Below are 17,186 nucleotides of genomic sequence, written 5' to 3' on the forward strand. Positions count from 1 at the left end.
CGCCCCCGTCCGACCTCGTCCCGAGGGGCCCGTTCAGTCCCGTTCGTGTTCGGCGGCCTGGAGCCGTTGCCACTTGGCCATGGATTCTCTGATCTCCTCGCGCATGAAGGCGAAGAACCGGCGGGTCTCGTCCAGGCGCCGCCCGGCCGGGGAGTCGGCGCCCAGGATCGCGACGCCCTCGTCGGCACCGGACTGCACCTGGAGCAGGACCGGGTCGGACTGGCTGATGTAGCGGTGCCAGGTGTGCTCGTGGACCCGGCAGTAGGCGTTCCGGGTCCCGGGTTCGCGGCCGCGTTCGACCAGGCGGACCTGCACCAGGTACTTGACCGCCCCGGAGATCGCGGGTGCGCCGACGCCCAGTTGTCCGGCGAGCTCGGCGGCCGACAGTTTCCCGGAGTCGGTGACCAGCAGCGCCGAGTACACACGCGCGGCCGTCCGGGGCATGCCGGATTCGACCATGATCTGCGCGAACCGTTCCCGGAAGTCCGTGACGGCCTCGTCGTCGGCCCGCGTCATCGCAGTCCCTCCCCGTTGAATTCAAGTACTTCACAAAATTCGTGAAGTCAGCGTAGCATCGTTCCATGGAAGAGACCGAACTCCGCGGAGTGCAGCAGACCCTCGGTCCCGTACTCCGGGCCAAAGCACTGGACAACCGGCTCCCGGATCCGATCCTCGGCGACCGGCACGCCGAGCAGGTGATGCGCCGCCTCGACCCCGACTACGACCGGCGCAGATCAGGCAGGAGCCAGGTCGGCCTGGTCGCCGCGGTGCGTGCCAAGGCCCACGACGACTGGGCCCGGGCGTTCCTCGCCGAGCACCCCGACGCGGTGGTGCTGCATCTGGGCTGCGGGCTCGACACCCGGGTGCAGCGGATCGACCCGCCCGCCACGGTCGACTGGTTCGACCTCGACTACCCCGACGTCGTCGAACTGCGGCGCCGGCTCCTGCCGCCGCGCGAGCACCACACCCTGATCGGTTCCAGCGTCACGGACCTGACCTGGCTGGACTCGGTTCCCCGCGGCCGGCCCGTGCTGATGATCGCCGAAGGGCTGGTGCCCTACCTGGCCGAACCCGACCTCCGGACGCTGCTGACCGGCATCGTCGACGCGTTCCCCACCGGCCGGCTGCAGTTCGAGACGGTGCCGGTCTGGACGCGGCGCAGCTCGAAATGGGACCCGACGCTGCGCAAGTACGGGGCCCGGTTCCACTCCGGCTTCGACGACCCGGCCGCGTTGGCCGACTGGCACCCGCGGATGGAGTACGTCGACGAGGTGCCGATGTACGACGCCCCGGAGCTGATGGCCAAGGCGCCCGCGAACGTGCGGCGCATGTACCGGCTCCTGAACCTGGTCCCGGGCATGAAACGCTCGATGCGCATCGTGCGGTTCCGGTTCTAGGGGCACCCTGCCCGTGGGCGGCGCGGCGGTCAGTCCCGCAGGGCGCAGGTGGAGTCGCGCATGACCAGGCGGGGCCGGAAGATCCGGCGTTCGTAGGACTGCTCGGAGCCGTCCATCTGCGCGCTCAGCAGCTGCATCGCGGCCCGGCCCAGCTCGTACTTGGGCTGGGCGACGGTGGTCAGTCCGGGGTGCACCATGTCGGCCACGGACAGGTCGTCGTAGCCGACCACGGAGACGTCGTCGGGCACCCGCAGTCCGCGCTTGCCCAGGCCCTTCATGAAACCCAGGGCGATCTGGTCGTTGGCGCAGAAGACCGCGCGGGTACGCCGCCCGGCACCGTCGAGCAGCACCTGGTCGACCGCGCGCTCGCCCTGGTGGGCGTTGAGCTGGGACAGGCTCACCAGCTCGACGTGCTCGTCGGGGTCCAGGCCGGCCTCGTCGAAGGCGGCGCGCAGCCCTTCGTAGCGCAGGCGCACCTGCTCGATGGCGAAGGCGCCGCCGAGGAAGGTCACGCGCCGGTGCCCCAGCGCGAGCAGGTGCTGTCCGGCCGCGAGGCCGCCCTCCCGGTTGTCGACGCTGACGCTGGAACCCACGTCCTCGGGCACGTCGCCGCGGTCCAGGGCCACCCAGTGCACGCCCTGGCGCTGCAGCCACAGCAGGTCGGACAGGTCGTTGTCGACGGGCATGACCACGGCCCCCGCCACGCGCTGTTCGGCGAGCAGGCGCAGGTTGCGGCGCTGGCGTTCGGGCGACTCCGCGGAGTTGAGCAGGACCACGGCCAGGCCGGACTCGGCCGCCTCCTCCTCGATGCCGCGGGCGACCTCGGTGAAGAAGGGGTTGGTCACGTCCAGCACGAGCAGCCCCACCGAGGTGCTGCGCCCCGAACGCAGGCTGCTGCCGAAGGAGTTGCGCACGTAGTCGAGCTCGGAGATCGCCTCCTGCACCTTGGTCCGCGTCGCCTCGGCCACCAGCTCGGGCCGGTTGAGCACGTTGGAGACCGTCGCGGGGGACACCCCTGCGTGCGCGGCGACCTGCGTGATACCCGTCCGGTTCGGTCCGGAGGTCCGGTTCGTGCTCTTGGGCAAGGGGGCTCCGTGCTGTGTGCGTGCGGGGGGAGGAGCCGGCCGGATCCGTCGGCCGGCGCCGTGCCCTCCGAAATCTTGAAACGTCTCAAACCGTTATACCCGAAACCCCGCGGAGGGTGCGGCCCGGCGACCGGTTCGCCCCAGGTGCCGGAAGGGTCGCTTCCCTGCATCGATCGTGCGTGACGCACTTGACGGACCCATGTGCCCCACTTAACATTCGTTTCTGATTAAAACGTTTTGAGGGTGCCCATGGGCGCCCCTCCCTCACACGTGGAGACCTCTCGTGCCGCAACAGTCGCCACCGGCGCCCCCGCCGCTGGAGTTGGTCCGGGTGGCCAAGTCCTTCGGGAGCGTGCGAGCCCTGCGGGGGATGTCCCTGGAGCTGCGTTCCGGGGAGATCCACGCCCTCGTCGGAGAGAACGGGGCCGGAAAATCGACCCTGGTCAAGACCATCGCCGGGGTGCACCGCCCCGATGCCGGATGGATCCAGGCAGACGGAGCCCCCGTCACCTTCACCCGCCCCGCCGACGCCCAACGGGCCGGCGTCGCCGTCATCCACCAGGAACCCACGCTCTTCCCCGACCTCTCGGTGGCCGAGAACATCTTCATCGGCCGCCAACCCCGCACCCGGCTGCGCACCATCGACCGTGCCCGCATGCGCCGCGAGACCGACGAGGTCTTCACCCGCCTGGGCGTGCCCGTCGACCCGGACCGGCCCGCCCGCGGCCTGTCCATCGCCGACCAACAGCTCGTGGAGATCGCCAAGGCCCTCACCCGGCAGGCACGGGTCCTGGTCATGGACGAACCCACCGCCGCCCTGTCCTCGGTCGAGGCCGAACGCCTCTTCACCGTCGCCCGCACCCTGCGCGACCAGGGTGTGGCCCTGCTCTTCATCTCCCACCGCTTCGACGAGGTCTTCGCCCTGTGCGACCGCATCACCGTCGTACGCGACGGGGCCTTCGTCTCCTGCGACCCCGCCGCCGACCTGGACGTGGACACCGTCGTGCAGCGCATGGTCGGCCGCGAGGTCGAGACGCTCTACCCCAAACAGGAGACCGAGGCCGGCCACACCCTCCTGGAGGTCGAGGGGCTCACCCGGCACGGTGTCTTCGAGGACATCGGCTTCACCGTCCGCTCCGGCGAGATCGTCGCGCTCGCCGGGCTCGTGGGAGCCGGCCGCAGCGAGGTCGTGCGCGCCCTCTTCGGCGTCGACCGCTACGACGCCGGCAGCGTCCGCGTCGACGGGGTCCCCCTCGCCCAGGGCAGCCCCAAGGCCGCCATGGCCGCCGGCCTGGCCCTGGTCCCCGAGGACCGGCGCGAACAGGGGCTGGTCATGGAGTCCTCCATCGCCCGCAACGCCACCTCCACCCGCCGCAGCGCGCTCAGCCGGCTGGGCCTGCTCAGCTCACGCGCCGAGGACGAGGCCTGCCGCAGCTGGGGCGAACCTCTGCAGTTGAAGTACGGGCGGCTCACCGATCCCGTCTCCACGCTCTCCGGCGGCAACCAGCAGAAGGTCGTGCTCGCCAAGTGGCTGGCCACCGGCCCCTCCGTCCTGTTCGTCGACGAACCCACCCGCGGGATCGACGTCGGGACCAAGGCCGAGGTGCACCGCCTGCTGTCCGCCCTGGCCGCCGACGGGCTGGCCGTGGTCATGGTCTCCAGCGAACTCCCCGAGGTCCTCGGCATGGCCGACCGGGTGCTGGTCATGCACGAGGGCCGCATCACCGCCGAGCTCGACCGCGACGAGGCCGACGAGGAATCGGTCATGTACGCCGCCACCGGACAACCACCCCGCGAGGCCCTGCGATGACAACGACGACAGCTCCCACCGGGGCCCGCCCCGAGGGTCCACCCCCCGAACAGGGGGCGGGCCGTGCACGCCGCCGGCGCCAGGTACGCGAACTCGGCGTGCTGCTGGCCGTGGTCCTGCTCATCGCCGGGACCTGGTTCCAGAACCCCGGCTTCCTCTCCCAGCAGGGCGTGCGCGACCTGTTCCTGGGCGCGACGGTGCTCTCCGTGCTCGCCGTGGGCCAGGCCCTGGTCCTGATCACCAAGAACGTCGACCTCTCCGTCGGCTCGGTCATGGGGTTGTCGGCCTTCGGCACCGCGAGCCTGTTCGCCGCCTTCCCCGAGATCCCCGTCCCGTTGGCCATGGCCGCCGGCGTCGGTATCGGGGCCCTGTGCGGCCTGGCCAACGGCGTGCTGGTGGCCACCGTCCAGGTGCCCGCGCTCGTGGTCACCCTGGGCACCCTGTACGCCTACCGGGGCCTGGGCCACTGGTGGGCCGACGGCGGCCAGGTCAACGCCCACCAGATGCCCGAGTCCTTCCTCGCCCTGGGCCGGATCAGCGTGCTCGGCGTCCCCCTGCCCGCGGCCGTCGCGGTCGTGGTCGTCGTGGCCTTCGGCTTCTACCTCTCCCGCTACCGGTCGGGCCGTGAGCTCTACGCCATCGGCTCCGACGCCGAGGCCGCACGGCTGTCCGGGATCTCCGTCGGACGCCGAGTCGTGGCCGCCTTCGCCGCCAACGGTGCTCTCGCCGGGCTGGCCGGGGTGCTCTTCACCGCCCGCTACGGAACGGTCGACTCCACCGCCGGTTTCGGCATGGAACTGGAGGTCGTGGCCGCGGCCGTGGTCGGCGGCGTCGCCATCGCCGGCGGCGTCGGGACCGTCTACGGGGCCGCGCTCGGCGCCGTCCTGCTCACCACCATCACCGCGGCCCTGCCCATCTGGCAGATCGACCAGTTCTGGCACCAGGCCGTGGTCGGCGCGCTCATCCTGTCCGCGATCGGCCTGGACCGCCTCCTGGCCCTGCGCAACGCCCGCAAGCTCGGAGGAGGCACCCATGGCCCCTGAACGCACCGCCCCCGCGGCCCGGGAACACGCAGCCGCCTGGCCCGGCCGAGTGCGCGCCCTGCTCTCGGCCCGCGAGAGCCCCGTCGTGGCCGCGCTCCTGGTCTCCCTGGTCTTCGCCTCGCTGTTCCTCGACATGTTCGCGACCGGGCGCAACATGGGGTTCCTGCTGCTCAGCGTCGCCGCGATCGCCCTCATGGCGCTGCCCATGACCCTCATCGTCATCACCGGCGAGATCGACCTGTCGGTGGCCAGCACCCTGGCGTTGAGCAGCGCCACCCTCGGGGCCCTGTGGGAGGCCGGGGTCCCCATCGAGACCGCCCTGCTGATCTGCCTCCTGCTCGGAGCGGCCCTGGGCGCCCTCAACGGCCTGTTCGTCACCGTGCTCGGACTGCCCTCACTGGCCGTGACCATCGGCACCATGGCTCTGTACCGGGGCCTGGCCTACGTCCTGCTGGGCGACCGAGCCGTGGCCAGTTACCCGCAGGACTGGGTCAGCGGCGCCCGCGCCCCCTTCCTGGGCATCGAAGGGCTGCCCTGGATCGCCGTGGCGATCCTGGCCATGGCCGCCCTGTTCGCCGTGCTGCTGCACGCCACCGGCATCGGCCGCTCCCTGTACGACATCGGCAACAACACCGAGGCCGCACGGTTCACCGGGGTGGCGGTCAAGCGCACCAAGTTCTGGCTCTTCACCCTGAGCGGGACCGTCGCCTCGGGCGCGGGCGTCTTCTGGACCCTGCAGTACGGCACCTCCCGCGCCGACACCGCGTTCGGCCTGGAACTGCAGGTCGTGGCCGCCGTGCTCCTGGGCGGGGTGTCGATCTTCGGCGGCGTCGGAACGGTGCTCGGTGTGATGAGCGGCGTCCTGCTGCTGGGCACCGTGCGCAACGCCCTCCAACTGCTCGGCGTCAGCGGCGACGTGCTGCAGATCGTCACCGGTCTGATCCTCATCGCCTCGGTCGTCGGCCCCAACCTCGTCGCGTCCCTGAGACGGCGGCGCCGCACACCCGCCCCCACACGAGTCCCGACCGTCCCCCGACCCCCGACACACGACGGAGAGACACCATGACCGACCCGCGAGCGCGTTTCCTCCCCCTCGGAGCCCTCACCGCCGCCGTCCTGATGACCGCGGCCTGCGGCGGCACCACCATCGACGACGCCCAGGACGAGGGCGCCGGCGGGCCCACCGGAACCGCCGACCCCGACGCGGAGATCCCCGAGGGCCTGGCCGTCGACTTCCTGCCCAAGCAGCTCAACAACCCCTTCTTCGACCTGGTCAACGCCGGCGGTACCGAGGCCGTCGAGGAGCTCGGGGGAGAGGCCACCGAACGCGGCGCCACCGAGGCCACCGCCGACTCCCAGGTGGAGTACATCAACGCCGCGGGCCAGGCCGGCAGCGACGTCATCGTCATCGCCGCCAACGACCCCGACGCGGTGTGTCCGGCCCTGAACGAGGCCCGTGACGGCGGCGCGGTCATCGTCGGTTACGACTCCGATGCCAACTGCACCGACGTGTTCGTCAACCAGTCCTCCAACGAGCTCATCGGCCGGGCCCTGGTGGACATGGTCGACGGGCAGCTCGACGGCGAGGGCGAGTTCGCGATCCTGTCGGCCACCCCCAACGCCACCAACCAGAACGCGTGGATCGAGGAGATGGAGCAGATCCTCGACGACGAGCAGTACTCCGGCCTCGAGCTGGTCGACACGGTCTACGGCAACGACGACGACCTGGAGTCCTTCCAGGAGATGCAGGGCCTGGTGCAGTCCCACCCCGACCTGGACGCGGTCGTCTCGCCCACGACGGTCGGCCTGGCCGCGGCCTCGCGCTACGTCAGCGACTCGGAGTACCAGGGCGAGCTGGTCGTGACCGGTCTCGGTGAGCCGAGCCAGATGCAGGAGTTCGTGGAGGACGGCACCGTCGACGAGTTCGCGCTCTGGGACCCGCACGAGCTGGGTTACCTCGCCGGGTACACCGGTGCGGCGCTGCAGACCGGCCAGATCACCGGTGCGGAGGGCGAGACCTTCACCGCCGGCGACCTGGGCGAGTACACCTTCGAGACCGACGGCGAACTCGTCCTGGGCCCGCCCCTGGTCTTCGACGCCGACAACATCGACGACCACGACTTCTAGGGGGCCGTGTTGAGCACCGCGACCCAGCGGGTCTGTTTCGTCCTCAGGGTGCGCCCCGAGCGGCTGGCCGAGTACGAGGAGCGCCACGCGCGTGTGTGGCCGTCGATGCGCGAGGCCCTGACCGCCGCGGGCTGGCGCAACTACTCGCTGTTCAGCGACGGCCGCGGCACGGTGATCGGGTACCTGGAGACCGACGACTTCGACCGGGCCCGCGCCGCCATGGCCGAGACCGAGGTCAACGCGTTGTGGCAGGCCGAGATGGCGCCGCTCTTCGAACCCATGGAGGGCCGTGCCGACGAGGAGATGGTTCCGTTGACGGAGATCTTCCACCTGCACTGAACCGGCGGCCCGGTGCGCCGACCCCCCGCGCACCGGGCCGCGGGCCTTCTGCGCGCCGGGCCGCGGGCCCCGGGACGGCGAGCTACGGGCCCGGGCCCGGGTCCGTGTGTCGTGCGCCGCCGGGGCCAGGGCACCGACCTCGGCGCGTGCGGTCGCGGGGTCGAAGGGGTGGCTGCGGGGGTCGATCTCGCTCCAACGGAGATCGTGGAGCCGCGGGGGTCCGTCGTGTCGGGGGTCCACGGGCCGAGCCTGCCGTACCCGCGGTACCGGCCTCAACCGGGTTCCGGCGCACGGGCGGTGGGGCACTGGGCGGTAAAGGCTGGTCAGCGGTTCCGTCAGGGGGTTCACAGGGGTCGGTGGTGCGCGCCTACGGTGGCCGGAGGGCGCCCCGCCGCGCCGTGGCGGGCCGCGCCGGAACCCGAGGGGGAAACATGCGCGGTGTCGTGATGTACGGGCCCGGCGACGTGCGGGTCGAGGAACGCGAGGACCCGAAGATCGAGGAACCCACCGACGCGGTCATCCGGGTCTCCGCGAGCTGCATCTGCGGGTCGGACCTGTGGCCCTACCGGGGGTTCGACCCCGCCGACCACCAGGTGATGGGCCACGAATACGTCGGTGTGGTCGAAGAAGTGGGATCGGCGGTGCGGGAACTCGAGGTCGGCGACTTCGTCGTGGGTTCGTTCGTCATCTCCGACAACACCTGCGAGATCTGCCGGGCCGGCTACCAGTCCAAGTGCGTGCACGGCACCTTCGTGGCCGAGAGCATCGGGACCCAGGCCGAGCGCGCCCGCATCCCCCACGCCGACGGGACCCTCGTGCGTACCCCGGAACACCCGGGGCCGGAGCTGATCCCCTCGCTGCTCGCCGCCTCCGACGTCCTGGGTACCGGCTGGTTCGGCGCCGTCGCCGCCGACGCGGGCCCGGGCCGGACCGTCGCGGTGGTGGGCGACGGCGCGGTCGGGCTGATGGGGGTGCTGGCCGCGCGGGAGTTGGGGGCCGAACGCATCATCGCGATGTCGCGCCACGCGGACCGGCAGGAGCTGGCCCGCTTCTACGGGGCCACGGACATCGTCGAGGAGCGCGGGGAGGCCGGTGTCGAGAAGGTCCGCGAACTCACCGGCGGGCTCGGTGCGCACAGCGTCATCGAGGCGGTGGGCACCCAGGAGTCGATGATGCAGGCCATCGACTCCGCACGGCCCGGCGGCCACATCGGGTACGTGGGTGTCTCGCACGACGTGGAGCTGCCGGGCGGGCCGTTGTTCTTCTCGACCGTGCACCTTCACGGAGGGCCGGCCCCGGTGCGGCGGTTCCTGCCCGACCTCGTTCGGCGGATCTGGGACCGCGAGATCGACCCCGGGAGGGTGTTCGACCTGAGCCTGCCGCTGGAAGAGGCGGCGGAGGGGTACGCGGCGATGGACGAGCGCCGGTCGATCAAGGCGTTCCTGACGTTGTGACCCACCGGTGCGCTGATCGGGCAGGTTCTACCCCGGTGCGCTCGGTGGGCGGGGTTGCACCGCTCATGAAGCAAGGTGGCATTGAGGGGCATAGTGTTGCTCTCCGGAGGGGCATCATGATCGGTGCCCCTGATCAGTCCTCTTTGTCGGAATTCGCCTGCGTCGTCGTCGATGGTCGCAGCATCGTCTCGCCATCGACCGACGTTCCCGATGGTTTCGCCGAGGCCTGCACGTGTGTCTTGCCCGCACTGCGTGAGAGGCGCCGCGCCGGTGCACACGCTTGCATGGCCAGGCTGGAAAGAAGATGCCATGCAGCTCGAAGGGCAGATCGTCATCGTCACGGGAGGTGCCGCCGGGATCGGTGGTGCGGTATCACGTGTCCTCGCCCGGCGTGGAGCCAAGGTCGTCGCGGTCGACGTCGATGCGGAGGCCGGGGCGGAGCTCGAGGCCGAACACGGCAGCGACGTGGCGTTCATCCAGGCAGACGTCGGACTTCAGGAGAGCGCAGAGCTCGCGGTCCGCACGGCGGTCGAGCGCTTCGGCGCACTGACGGGCCTGGTCAACAACGCGCACGCCTCGCGGCAGGCGCCTTTTCTCGAACTCACGCAGGAGATGTGGGACCTGTCGTTCTCGACCGGTTTCATCGCGACGCGCAACTTCATGCTCGCGGCCCACCCGCACCTGTCCGGGTCCGGCGGATCGATCGTGAACTTCGGCTCGGGGGCAGGGATCTCCGGACAACCGACACAGGCGGCCTATGCAGCCGCGAAGGAGGCCATCCGCGGTCTCTCGCGCGTGGTCGCCAACGAGTGGGCCGGCGACGGCATCCGTGTGAACGTGGTGTCCCCGATGGCCAAGACCGAGGGCGTCGAGGCGTGGAGCAAGGCGTACCCGGAGCTATACCAGGAGTCGCTCAAGGGCGTGCCGCTCGGCCGCTTCGGTGACCCGGAGACCGACGTCGCGCCGATCGTGGCGTTCCTGCTCTCGGACGACTCCAAGTACATGACCGGCCAGACCCTCATGGCCGACGGCGGCAGGATCAAGATGTACTGAGCACGGCAGAAGGAGGGGCGCCCTCGGAACGAGCCCGGGGCCCCCTCACGAAGTCCGGTGGCTCAGCCGCCGTGCGTCGACGCGCTCTTGTAGTCCGTGTAGGAGTACGGGTTGTCGAGGATCTTCGTCTCGGGGATGTCGGGGTTCATGCCCTTGGCCCACTCCTCGTCGCCGAGCTTGTCGCGCAGGTGGTCGATGGTCGACTCCACGTTCCGGCGGATCGTGGCCAGGTCGGTGTCGACCAGGCGGTGCTCGTGCTTGACCACACGCCCGTCCACCATGACCGTGTGCACGTCGCCGCGCTGGGCCTGGAAGACCACGTGGCCGTACGGGTTCAGCATCGGGAACGAGACCGGGGAGTGGTCGTTCTTGATGAGTACCAGGTCGGCCTTGGCGCCGGGGCTGATCCGGCCGAGGTCGTCGCCGCGGCCGAGCGCGGCGGCGCCGCCGCGGGTCGCCCACTCCACGACCTGGTCCGCGCGCAGCGACGCGTGCGTGACGGTCTCGCCGCGCGACTGCGCCTCCAGGTGCTCGCGGGAGCGGTCGGCGCCCAGGGTGGAGCGCATCGCGGAGAACAGGTCACCGCTCCACCAGGCACTCGTGTCCATCGACAGCGACACCGGGATGCCGTGCTCGCGCAGCTTCCACGTGGGCGGGTACCCCTGGCCGGCGCTCTGCTCGCTCTCGGTGGAGACCGAGGCGCTGCCGCCGGTCGCGGCGATGCGGTGGTAGGAGTCGGTCGACAGCGACGCCGCGTGCACGTAGACGGTCTCGGGTGTCATGAACCCGTGCTCGTGCATGAGCCGGATCGAGTCGTCGCCGGTCGCGCCCCACACACCCGCGTGGGTGGTCACCGGCAGGCCGAGCTCGCGGGCGGCTTCGAAGGCGGGCTTCTCGGGGAACTCCGGGTCGCCGGTGACGTCGAAGGCGATCTGGATGTCGAGCATGTCCCGGTCGCCGTCGAAACGGCGGCGCACGAAGTCGCGGAAGGCCGGGTCGGTCGCCCACTCGCCCGGCTGGGCCTGGATGTTTCCGTAGGCCAGCACGTGCCGGCCCGGTACCGACTCGAGGGCGTCGGCGGCCGCGTCGGCGTGGTCGACCGTCTGCAGACCGTGCGACCAGTCCACGACGGTGGTGACGCCGGCCTCGAGGGCCTCGACGGCGGCGAGGGCGTTGCCGGCGTGGATGTCCTCGGGGCGGAAGAGCTTGCCGCCCTCCATGTAGTACCAGACGAAGTACTGGGTGAGGGTCCAGTCGGCCCCGTACCCGCGCATCGCGGTCTGCCACATGTGGCGGTGGGTGTCGATCATGCCCGGCATGACGATGCCGTCGGTCGCGTCGATGACGGCGGCACCGTCGGGAACGTCCAGGTCGCGGCCGATCGCCACGACACGGTCGTCGACGACGAGGACGTCGGTCTGGGGGAGGACGGTGCGGGCGTCGTCCATGGGCAGCACCGTGCCACCGCGCAGGACGACGGGGCGTCCGCGCTCGAACCGGCTGTTCTCGCTCATCCTGGGGGAACTCCTCGGGTGGTTGTGTACAGCGTCGGACAGTTCGTCCATTTGTTGAACATATGCGCTGTTTTTCAACCTCTGTTGCCCGGCGGGCCACTGTCAACCACGGTGGCCACGGGGATTCCGATGCCCTTGGTGCACACGAGCCCCCTGTGGAGGGCGATCCCGGCGCACACGCATGGTGCGCCCGCGGGGGAGTTCCCGACCGCGGCCGCGACCTGTGTGGTGATCCTCGCCCGCTCCACCGCGGGAACCCCGGGCACACCCCGCATCCGGGCCCGCCCGGCCCGCGCTCCCGATGTCCGATCACCGCTGCGGATGCGATAGAGTCAACCCGTCGGCGGCGCCGGAAACGGTGCCAGCGCGGCCATCACGGGACGTGGCGCAGTTTGGTAGCGCACTTGACTGGGGGTCAAGGGGTCGTGGGTTCAAATCCCGCCGTCCCGACAGAAGAACAGCAGGTCATCGAAGGGTCCACCATCCGGTGGGCCCTTTTCTGCTACCCCGGTGGGGTAGAGGTGGGGTGAACCCGCGCCGCCCTCTACTCGCGCACGCCCCGACCCTCGGGCTACCCGTGCGGCAGGTCCCACGCGCAGCGGAAACCGACGGTCGCGCCCCGCGCCTGGCCCAGCCCGAGGAGCAGGAGCTTGACGGAGTACTCGGGGGAGCGGCGCCCGCCCTCGACGTACCACTGCGCACCCTCGGCCACGTGGTCGCTGCCGCCCTTGAGCATGGCGAAACGGGTCCGGCCGTCGCTGTGCTCGCTCTCGGTCCAGTTCCACACTGCGGGTTCGCCCCGGCGCAGCCCGCCCTGTTCCCCCGCGAGCTGCCACTCGTCCTCCGTGGGCAGGCGCCCGCCCCGCCAGGCGCAGTAGGCGCGGGCGTCGCCGAGGTCGACGAAGGTGACGGGCTCGCCCCGTGTCTCCGGTGCGGGTCGGCCGTCGCTCCAGTGCGCGAGGAACCGGTGTGCCGGCGCCGGGGCGTACCCGGTCTCGTCCAGGAACGCGGCGAATTCGGCGTTGGTCACCTCGTGCGCGGAGACCGCCACCGGGCAGGTGAGTTCCCCGTCCCTTTGGAGGGTGCGCGGGTCGTGCAGGCGCGGCGGCAGCGGCTTCCACTCGTCGACGTAGGGCGCCCCCTGGTACATGCCGGTCTCCCGGGCCCGGTATCGCACGGTCAGCACGTAGGGCCCGGCCGGCACGACGACGGCGTCCGGATCCGGGACGTGGGAACCGCGCGGCCCGGCAGGTGAAGGCTCCACCCGGCGGGCCAGGCGGTGCGGGAAACGCGCGTCGGGCTCGTGCGGGAGCCGCGCGAGCTCCTCCAGCAGCCCCGGGAGCCACGCCGGTTCGGGCACACCCTCGGCCACGTGCAGGAGAGCGGCCACGCCCCGGCCGGGCACCCTCGTGTGTCCGGCCCCGGACAGGCGTCCGCCGCCGGTGAGGTCGAACAGCGCCCCGCCCGGGCCCGCCCCCTCCGGGATCACGGGGCCGGTGTGGTCGTGCTCGCCCCGGTTGACGAGGGTCCACAGCGTGAGCCCGTCCAGCTCCCACCGCGAGGCGTACACGCCCGCCCGCTCGGCCCCGGCCGACAGCTCAGCGAGCGGGGTCCATTCCCCCTCCGACAGCAGCTCGTCCGCGGCCCTTTGCACGGCCGACATGCGGCTGAGGGTCGCGGCATCGCGGCGGGACCAGCCCACCCAGACCCCGAAGACGACCTCCCAGACCATGACACCCACGCCGTTGAGCCACGCCGACTGGAGCTCCTCGGTGTGATCGCGGTGCCACCGGCGCACGTGGTGCTGCATGTGGCGCCGCTCGTACCAGTGCGCGCGCAGCACACCCGGGACGGGGGAGTCGGCGAAGAACTGGGCCCAGGACAGCGCGTGGTCCTCGATCTGCTCGACCGGCAGCTTGGACTCACCCTCGAGCACGATCCCCGGGCGGGCGGCGTTCAGGCGCTCCACCAGCCCCGGGTCGGCCTTCTTCAGGGTGTCCAGGAAGACGCCGTCGGCCCCGAGGTCGGCCACGAGCGCCGCGAGTTCGGTGCCGTCGTCCTCCCCTCGGCGTGTGCCCACGTCCCAGGGGTTGTAGTCGACGAACACGCCCACCCCGGCCGCGTGCAGCGCCGCGACCAGGCCGTCGGGCCCGGCCAGGCCCGGCACGTTCCGGTAGAGGTCCCACTGGTTGCGGTCGTCGAGGCCGATCACCGGATAGGCGTGCCAGAGCACCACGGCGTCCAGCCCGCCGAACCGCTCACGTGCATCGGCCAGGAACCGTTCGGGGGTGAAGCGGTGCTCCTCGAACGAGTAGAGGAGCTCGTCCCACAGCCACACCTGGGCCACCGTCCGGCAGCGCGCCGCCCACGCCGCCCCCGGGTGCCTGTACGCCGAACCGTCGTAGCGGTGCCGCGCGCGGGCGTCCTCGCGCCAGGCGTGCAGGCGTGCGCGCCACGCGGGACGGTCGGCGGGCCGTTCGGGGCCCGCCAGGATCTTGGCGTCGTCCAGCTCGGCGAGCCGCTCCGAGGACGGGCCCTCCTCCAGCGGCACCTCGGTGGGACGGTCGATGGGGCGCGGGACGAGCGGGTCGAACGGGGAGTTCATGGGGTCCTCGGGTCGGTCGTGGCCGGTGCGGGGCCGGTGAGGGCTAGGGTGCGCGCGGCCAGGTCGTCGATGCGCCGCTCACCGCCGGGCAGCGAGGTGGCGATGCGTCCGTCGATGGGCGCGGTCCACGGTGCGCCGATGCCCTCGGTACCGCGGAGCGCGCCCACCACCCCGCCGACGGTGGCCGCGGCGGAGTCGGTGTCCCACCCGGCCGTGACCGCGATCGACACGCTCGGGCCGAACTCGCCCGCGCCCCGTGCGAGGGCGTGGGCGATGGTGGCGGCGTTGTTGAGCACGTGGACCCAGTGCAGGTCGCCGTAGGCCGCGTGCAGCCTGTCGAGCCCCGCCCGGACGTCGCCCTCGCGGGCCGCGTCCCTCCCGAGGTGGATCGCGTCCTCGAGCCGGCCCCCGACGGGGACGACGGCCTGCGCGGCGTCGAGCACCTCCTCGGCCGTCTCGGCGACCATCGCCGCCGACGCCAGCGCGGCCGCCCACATCGCCCCGTACACACCGTCGCGGGTGTGGCTCAGGCGCGCGTCGGTCCAGGCCAGGCAGGCTGCCGCGTGTACGTCGCCCGGGTTCGTCCACCCGTACACGTCGGCGCGGATGAGCGCACCGATCCACTCGCGGAACGGGTTGTGCCGGGTGGCGGTCTCGGGGACGGGGCGGGCGTCGAGGATGTTGCGGTAGGCCGCCCGCTCGGCCGTGAACGTGCGGCCGGCCGGCAGGAGGTCGAGCCAGAGCGCGGCGACGTCGTCGGTGGTGAATCCGCGCCCGTGCCGCTCGAGGAGGGTGAGGGAGAGCATCGGGTAGTTGAGGTCGTCGTCCTCGGGCATGCCGTCGATGTTCTCCTCGAGCGAGGTGCTCGCGCTGCGCCGGTTCCAGGGCCACCGGGCGGCCACGTCGGCGGGCAGACCGACGGCGGTGAACCAGCGGTCCAGGGGCCAGCGGCCGGTGGAGCGCAGGATCTCCTCGATGCCCTCACGGGGGATCTTCTCCACGGGCTTGCCGAGCAGGCACCCCGCCGCGCGCCCGGTCCAGGCGCCGTGGAGGCGCCGCCCCAGGCCGTCGGGCACCGCCGCCCGGGAGGCGGGCGCCGGTGGGGAAGCGGTCGGCAGCACCGCCTGGATCCGGGCCCAGCCGTCGGGGCTGCAGTGGTCGTCGGGCCGGGGCAGGGCGTCGAGCTGGTCGAGCAGGTCGCGGGCCAGCGCCCGCAGCCGGGCGGAGGCCGGGGCCGGGCCCGCCCCGCTCACGGGTGGGACGGGGTCCCCGCCGGCGGCCACCCAGAGGTCGCGGAACCTGCCGACGTCCCGTCCCTCGGCCTCGGACTGCACGAGTTCGTGTGCGATCAGGTCCTCGGGCCGGGCCCAGGTGAGCCTCATACAGGCCCCACTCCTCTCCTTCGCGGTCGCGCCGGACTGCCGCGCCGGACTGTCGGTGCGGCGCCCACGCTTCTATTCGGTGGTCTGCTCCCACCCGGACTCCAGCTCGTCCCTGAGCTCGTCGGCGTCGATCTCCTGGGCGAGGAAGCGCTGGTAGGCGGGGGTCGCGACGGTCTCCTTCCACTGCGCGTACCCGTCGACGAACAGGAACGGCGAGGACTCCAGGTGCTCGCCGGACTCCAGGAGGGTTTCCCAGGTCTCGTCGCCGCCGAGGGAGGCGCCCATGGCCTCGCGCGCGGACTCCGTCGCGGGGATGAGGGAGTCCGCCTCGTTCAGCTCCGCGAGGTTCTCGGTGGAGGTGAAGTACTCGAGGAACTCGGCGGACTCCTCCACGTGCTCGGAGTCGACGTCGACCGAGAGCGTCTGCGGGTTCGCCGTCTGCGCGGGGCCGGCGGGTCCCTCCAGCGGCGGCAGGACCACCCAGTCGAGGTCGTCGGGCGCGTCGGCGGCGATGTTGGCCGCCTGGAACGAGCCCTGGACGGTCATGGCGATCTCCTCCGAGTAGAAGGGGGCCAGCGTCTCCGCCCCGTCCTGGGTGAGGGTGACCGGGAGGATCGACCCGTCCTCGTGGGCCATGGTGCCGACCAGTTCGGGCAGGGCCATCTCGCCCTCGCCGACGGCCAGGTCCGCGTCGGCGCCGGTGCCCTCGAAGAAGTCACCGCCGAAGGCCGGGGCCATGGACATGAACGCCGCGGTGGGGCTCGACAGCCCCCACCCGAGGCCGTGCTGGTCGCCCGTGGTCGTGTCCGCGGCGGCCTCCCGCAGCTCCTGCCAGGTCATGGTGTCACCGTCGGGGACCTCGACCCCGGCGTCCTCGAGCATGCCCCGGTTGGCGAAGACCACGTAGGACTGCAGCTCGGTCGGGTAGGCGATGACCTCGCCGTCGACCGTCACCGCGTCCTGCACACCGTCGGGGATGTCGGCGCGCGCGTCCTCCGACATGTGCTCCGACAGGTCGGCGAGGTAGCCGTCGCGTGCGAAGGGGACGAGCTCGGCCGCCTCGTAATGGATGATGTCCGGGGCCGCGCCGCCGTTGAACTGCGTGATGAGCTTGTCGTGGATCCCCTCCCAACCGGCGGGCACGATCTCGACCTGCACGTCGGGGTTGGCCTCGTTCCAGGACGCGACGATGGACTCGGTGGCCTCGATGGCCGCCGGCTGGTCCGAGAGCGACTGGAACTCGAGGGTGACCGGGCCGCCGCTCTCCCCGGCGTCGCCGCAGGCGGGCAGGGCCAGCACCGCGGCCGAGAGGGCCGCGGCGGGCGCAGTGCGGGTCTTCAAGGGCAATCCTTCCGACGGGGGGTAGTGGCGGAGATG

At 71.8% G+C, this 17,186-nt stretch carries 14 protein-coding genes and 1 tRNA gene; 9 read left to right on the plus strand and 6 right to left on the minus strand.

Translation table 11 applies throughout. The annotated features are described in order from the left end of the window. Nucleotides 1–33: 33 nt before the first annotated feature. The gene (locus IDM40_RS21495; protein WP_193123842.1) at nucleotides 34–516 is read right to left on the minus strand and encodes a GbsR/MarR family transcriptional regulator; all 483 of its coding nucleotides are present in this window, start codon (nucleotides 514–516) and stop codon (nucleotides 34–36) included. Between the two features lie 65 nt (nucleotides 517–581). On the opposite strand from IDM40_RS21495, the gene IDM40_RS21500 reads away from it, so the two are divergent. Further along, a complete protein-coding gene (locus tag IDM40_RS21500) occupies nucleotides 582–1,397 on the plus strand; it encodes a class I SAM-dependent methyltransferase (protein WP_193123843.1) in 816 nt (271 codons plus the stop codon). Between the two features lie 29 nt (nucleotides 1,398–1,426). Here the strand turns inward: IDM40_RS21500 and IDM40_RS21505 are convergent, their stop codons facing one another. Next, nucleotides 1,427–2,482 carry a LacI family DNA-binding transcriptional regulator gene (locus IDM40_RS21505; protein WP_193123844.1) on the minus strand — a complete coding sequence of 352 codons (1,056 nt, stop codon included), beginning with the start codon at nucleotides 2,480–2,482 and terminating at the stop codon, nucleotides 1,427–1,429. Nucleotides 2,483–2,813: 331 nt separating this feature from the next. Here IDM40_RS21505 and IDM40_RS21510 point away from each other — a divergent pair, with 331 nt between their 5' ends. The 7 genes from IDM40_RS21510 to IDM40_RS21540 all read left to right on the plus strand — a co-directional run bounded on the left by IDM40_RS21510 (nucleotide 2,814) and on the right by IDM40_RS21540 (nucleotide 10,308). Then, the gene (locus tag IDM40_RS21510) at nucleotides 2,814–4,292 is read left to right on the plus strand and encodes a sugar ABC transporter ATP-binding protein (RefSeq protein ID WP_193123895.1); all 1,479 of its coding nucleotides are present in this window, start codon (nucleotides 2,814–2,816) and stop codon (nucleotides 4,290–4,292) included. Next, entirely contained in the window at nucleotides 4,289–5,335 is a 1,047-nt protein-coding gene (locus IDM40_RS21515; RefSeq protein WP_193123845.1) for an ABC transporter permease, read from the plus strand. The genes IDM40_RS21510 and IDM40_RS21515 overlap by 4 nt, the downstream gene beginning before the upstream one ends. Next, nucleotides 5,325–6,401 (plus strand): ABC transporter permease, encoded by a 1,077-nt coding sequence (locus IDM40_RS21520; protein WP_193123846.1) that lies wholly within the window; start codon nucleotides 5,325–5,327, stop codon nucleotides 6,399–6,401. Before IDM40_RS21515 ends, IDM40_RS21520 begins: the two co-directional genes overlap by 11 nt. Continuing rightward, entirely contained in the window at nucleotides 6,398–7,462 is a 1,065-nt protein-coding gene (rhaS, locus tag IDM40_RS21525) for a rhamnose ABC transporter substrate-binding protein (RefSeq protein WP_193123847.1), read from the plus strand. The genes IDM40_RS21520 and rhaS overlap by 4 nt, the downstream gene beginning before the upstream one ends. A 9-nt stretch (nucleotides 7,463–7,471) precedes the next feature. Next, the gene (locus IDM40_RS21530; RefSeq protein WP_193123848.1) at nucleotides 7,472–7,801 is read left to right on the plus strand and encodes an L-rhamnose mutarotase; all 330 of its coding nucleotides are present in this window, start codon (nucleotides 7,472–7,474) and stop codon (nucleotides 7,799–7,801) included. A gap of 431 nt (nucleotides 7,802–8,232) precedes the next feature. Further along, nucleotides 8,233–9,255, plus strand: coding sequence for a zinc-dependent alcohol dehydrogenase family protein (locus IDM40_RS21535; protein WP_216631127.1), 1,023 nt, complete (start codon nucleotides 8,233–8,235; stop codon nucleotides 9,253–9,255). 309 nt (nucleotides 9,256–9,564) lie between these two features. Beyond that, nucleotides 9,565–10,308, plus strand: coding sequence for an SDR family NAD(P)-dependent oxidoreductase (locus tag IDM40_RS21540; protein WP_193123849.1), 744 nt, complete (start codon nucleotides 9,565–9,567; stop codon nucleotides 10,306–10,308). A gap of 62 nt (nucleotides 10,309–10,370) precedes the next feature. Here the strand turns inward: IDM40_RS21540 and IDM40_RS21545 are convergent, their stop codons facing one another. Beyond that, complete coding sequence (locus IDM40_RS21545) at nucleotides 10,371–11,822, minus strand: amidohydrolase family protein (RefSeq protein WP_193123850.1); 1,452 nt, start codon at nucleotides 11,820–11,822, stop codon at nucleotides 10,371–10,373. Nucleotides 11,823–12,198: 376 nt separating this feature from the next. Between IDM40_RS21545 and IDM40_RS21550 the strand changes: the two genes are divergently transcribed. Beyond that, nucleotides 12,199–12,272, plus strand: a tRNA-Pro gene (locus IDM40_RS21550). A 121-nt stretch (nucleotides 12,273–12,393) separates the two neighbouring features. On the opposite strand, the gene IDM40_RS21555 is transcribed toward IDM40_RS21550, so the two are convergent. From IDM40_RS21555 to IDM40_RS21565, 3 genes are all read right to left on the minus strand, one after another. Beyond that, nucleotides 12,394–14,427 carry an SUMF1/EgtB/PvdO family nonheme iron enzyme gene (locus tag IDM40_RS21555; protein ID WP_193123851.1) on the minus strand — a complete coding sequence of 678 codons (2,034 nt, stop codon included), beginning with the start codon at nucleotides 14,425–14,427 and terminating at the stop codon, nucleotides 12,394–12,396. Beyond that, nucleotides 14,424–15,809 (minus strand): ADP-ribosylglycohydrolase family protein, encoded by a 1,386-nt coding sequence (locus IDM40_RS21560; protein WP_193123852.1) that lies wholly within the window; start codon nucleotides 15,807–15,809, stop codon nucleotides 14,424–14,426. Before IDM40_RS21560 ends, IDM40_RS21555 begins: the two co-directional genes overlap by 4 nt. Before the next feature lie 72 nt (nucleotides 15,810–15,881). Next, nucleotides 15,882–17,150 (minus strand): ABC transporter substrate-binding protein, encoded by a 1,269-nt coding sequence (locus tag IDM40_RS21565; protein WP_193123853.1) that lies wholly within the window; start codon nucleotides 17,148–17,150, stop codon nucleotides 15,882–15,884. Nucleotides 17,151–17,186 lie beyond the last annotated feature (36 nt).

Source organism: Nocardiopsis coralli, from assembly GCF_014892575.1.
Lineage (GTDB): Bacteria > Actinomycetota > Actinomycetes > Streptosporangiales > Streptosporangiaceae > Nocardiopsis > Nocardiopsis coralli.